The 2,876-nt window shown below is 61.1% G+C and carries 2 protein-coding genes and 1 pseudogene; 1 reads left to right on the top strand and 2 read right to left on the bottom strand.

Features of this window, described 5'->3' with window-relative positions:
- Positions 1-218 precede the first annotated feature (218 nt).
- A complete protein-coding gene (locus IH971_11170; protein MCH7498388.1) occupies positions 219-695 on the top strand; it encodes a hypothetical protein in 477 nt (158 codons plus the stop codon).
- Positions 696-811: 116 nt separating this feature from the next.
- On the opposite strand, the gene IH971_11165 is transcribed toward IH971_11170, so the two are convergent.
- Both IH971_11165 and IH971_11160 read right to left on the bottom strand, forming a co-directional pair.
- Positions 812-1,600 (bottom strand): cyclase family protein, encoded by a 789-nt coding sequence (locus IH971_11165; GenBank protein MCH7498387.1) that lies wholly within the window; start codon positions 1,598-1,600, stop codon positions 812-814.
- Between the two features lie 138 nt (positions 1,601-1,738).
- Positions 1,739-2,778, bottom strand: a pseudogene (locus IH971_11160) (methylated-DNA--[protein]-cysteine S-methyltransferase).
- Positions 2,779-2,876: the final 98 nt, after the last annotated feature.

The following is a 2,876-nucleotide window of genomic DNA, read 5'->3' as shown; positions in this document are numbered from 1 at the left end:
ATTCACGGGAGCTGGCGACAACCGCGACCTAGCATCTCACTGAAGCGTACCCGGCCACTAGCAGCGCCCCAGGATGCCTTGCACACCACTTTCGTGGGTTGGGCCTACGCGCCACCCTTCTTGACATTCCCACATCCCGGCCGTATCATATGGCGTTCAGTCGCGACGAGGTAGAGTTCTGCCACAAAGTGGCGTGGCATAAATTCTAGCGAGGTAACATGAAATATATCATTGCACTGGTCGGTCTAATTTTGTTCGGCTGGTCGTGTACTACACCCCCGCCCCCCCTCCCCCTACCAGAGCTATTTTCTGCTACAGGATTTGTCTTTTCCGAGTATTCCAAAAAGGGGTTTCTGTTTACACCGAACAACTATGATGGTGACTATGAATCATTGGGCCTCGTTCAGGTAACTTATACGCCGCGAGCAAATGTGGTTTCTGCCCCTGTCATCTCAGACCCACTATACAAGAATTGGCAAAAATACCGTTTAAAGCCGGACCCGCTAGATCCGCAAAAAGTCATCGCCCATATATACAGCATTTGTGTTGAAATGGGTGCCGACGCCCTTACGCAGATGAAAATAGAGCACCATTCAGTCGGCCCCAATTCACTTACGAACAACCAAATAATCGACGGAATCAAGATTAGCGGATTTGCTATCAAACGCAGGGGGAGAGGAGATGGGAGTGATTAATGGCCTCCCTCCGGTGCTACCCCCAAGCCGAGCGGCAGCCGGCTTCGAGCGCCATTTCGCGCCAACTTATCCACGAGCCCGCCCCTGACTGCGTTTTTCGGTAGGGCGGGCGCCCGTCAGTCCGGCAGCACGGCCACCACGCGCAGAGGCGCGCCGCTGCCGCCCCGAATCTTCATAGGGAGCGCCACGACAAAGAACCCCGTGGCGGGTAGCCGGTCCAGGTTGGCCAGGTTCTCAAAGGCCGGCACGTTGGCCTGAAACAGGGTCACGTGGCTCTCAAAGCCGGTGGACTGGCCGTAGTCGATGCTGGGCGTATCCAGACCCACGGCCTTCATCCCCCGCTCTTCCACCAGCCACTGTGCGGCGGCGGCATGTAAGCCGGGAAAATGGAGCAGGGGCACAGCCTCCGGCCCCCTCATGGCAGTTCCCATGTAGCGTTCTCGATGGGGCCAGAACCGGCCAAAGCCGGTGCGCAACAGAACGATAGTGCCTTGAGGAATGGAGCCATGGGTCGCTTCCCATTGCATGAAATCGACCACCTGAACCTGGTAGTCCCGATTGGCGGCGCATTGGGCGGACAAATCCACGACCACCGCCGGCCCCATGAGCTGCTCCAGGGGGATCTGGTCGACCGTGAGGCCGCGTTCACTGAAGTGGATAGGGGCGTCGATGTGGGTGCCGCCGTGCTCGGCCATGCGAAAACGGTTGGCGGCGTAGTAATAGCCCTGCTCCGTCATACCGGCGGGACCCTGCTCCAGAACGAAGCCCTCCTCGGTGGGCCAGAAAATCGTCGCTTCATCGAAGGCGTAAGAGAGATCGACCAGCTCGCCCGCAGGGAAGGGCGCCCGAACGGTGCAAGCCATGAGCAAAAGCGTCGAAAACAAGGACATCCGGCGAGTTAACATGACCCATCCCCGTAAGTATTATTTTGAAAAAAATCCCGGTCTTGCCAGCTGAAATATTAATAGAAGCGACGGCGGGCCAGAGGAAATAGATTCCAAAGATGCGCGCCGCTGACCCGCGATCAATGTCAGGGACGGGAATCAGGCGGGCAGCTGGATTGGGTCCAGGTGGGCACCCTCCAGTTCCAGCAGGCGGCGCTTGCGCCACAGCCCCCCACCGTAGCCAGTCAGCTGGCCATCACTGCCGATGACGCGGTGGCAGGGAATGATGATCGCCAGCCGGTTGGCGCCGTTGGCCCGGCCACCGCCCTGACGGCAGTGGACTGGCCGATGGAGCGGGCCACGTCGAGGTAGCTGCGGGTCTGTCCGGGGGGAATATCCCGCAGGGCCGCCCAGACACTCTGCTGAAAGGGGGTGCCGGGAGTCGCCAACGGGACCGAAAAGGACTTCGAGCTGCCGCTGAAGTAATCCTCCAACTGGGACTCGAGGGTCGCCAAGATGGGCGACTCCCCTCCGATGAGGGCCGCTCCGGTAAGCCGCCGGAGGCCCCGCAGCTGGCTCTCCAGCGCGCGGCGGTCCATGAACTCCAGCAGATACAGGCGCTCCGGGCTGGCAGCGGCGAGCATCAGTCCAAGGGGTGTGGCGATGCGCTTGAGGTACAGGACGGTCACGGTGGCCAGTGCCGATGGGGAGGCTCCCAGCAGCTTGCGGAACGCGGCGTTAAATCCGCTCAGGGAGTCGTAGCCCTCGCCGTATGCGGCCTGGATGACGGATGAGCCGTCCTGTATGCGACCCAGGGCCTGGCCGAGCCGCCGCGCACGGCTGTAGGCGTGGAAGGTCAGGCCGTAGTTGTTTTGAAACCAGCGCCTGGCCGTGGCGGGATTGACGTGCAAGCGGAGCAGGTCCCGGTCCCGCCAGCGACGGGAAGGATGGGCCTCGATGGCGTCCAGCAGCCGCTGCACCCACGGCGGCGGTCTGCCTGCCGGGTCCAGGGGCCGGCAAACCTTGCAGGGACGGTAGCCGGCCAGGAGGGCCTCCTGAGCGTTAGGGTAGAAGCGGAGGTTTTCCAGCCGGGGTTTTTTGGCGTGGCAGGTGGGCCGGCAGAAGATGCCGGTCGTGCGAACCCCTGTGAAAAAGACACCGTCGAAGGCGCGATCCCGGCTGAGAAAGGCCTGGGTCATGGTGGAGAGTGTTGGGAGTTGGTGTGTGGTCATAAGGGCAAGGTTACGGCTATTTCGTGCCGGCCTCCACCGAAGACTGGACAGGCAATTTTAAGGAC

It is taken from the genome of Candidatus Neomarinimicrobiota bacterium, assembly GCA_022560655.1.
In the GTDB taxonomy this organism is placed as follows: domain Bacteria; phylum Fidelibacterota; class Marinisomatia; order SCGC-AAA003-L08; family TS1B11; genus JADFSS01.
Note: the sequence above shows the minus strand (reverse complement) of the source record. Positions and strands in the feature narration are given on the sequence as shown.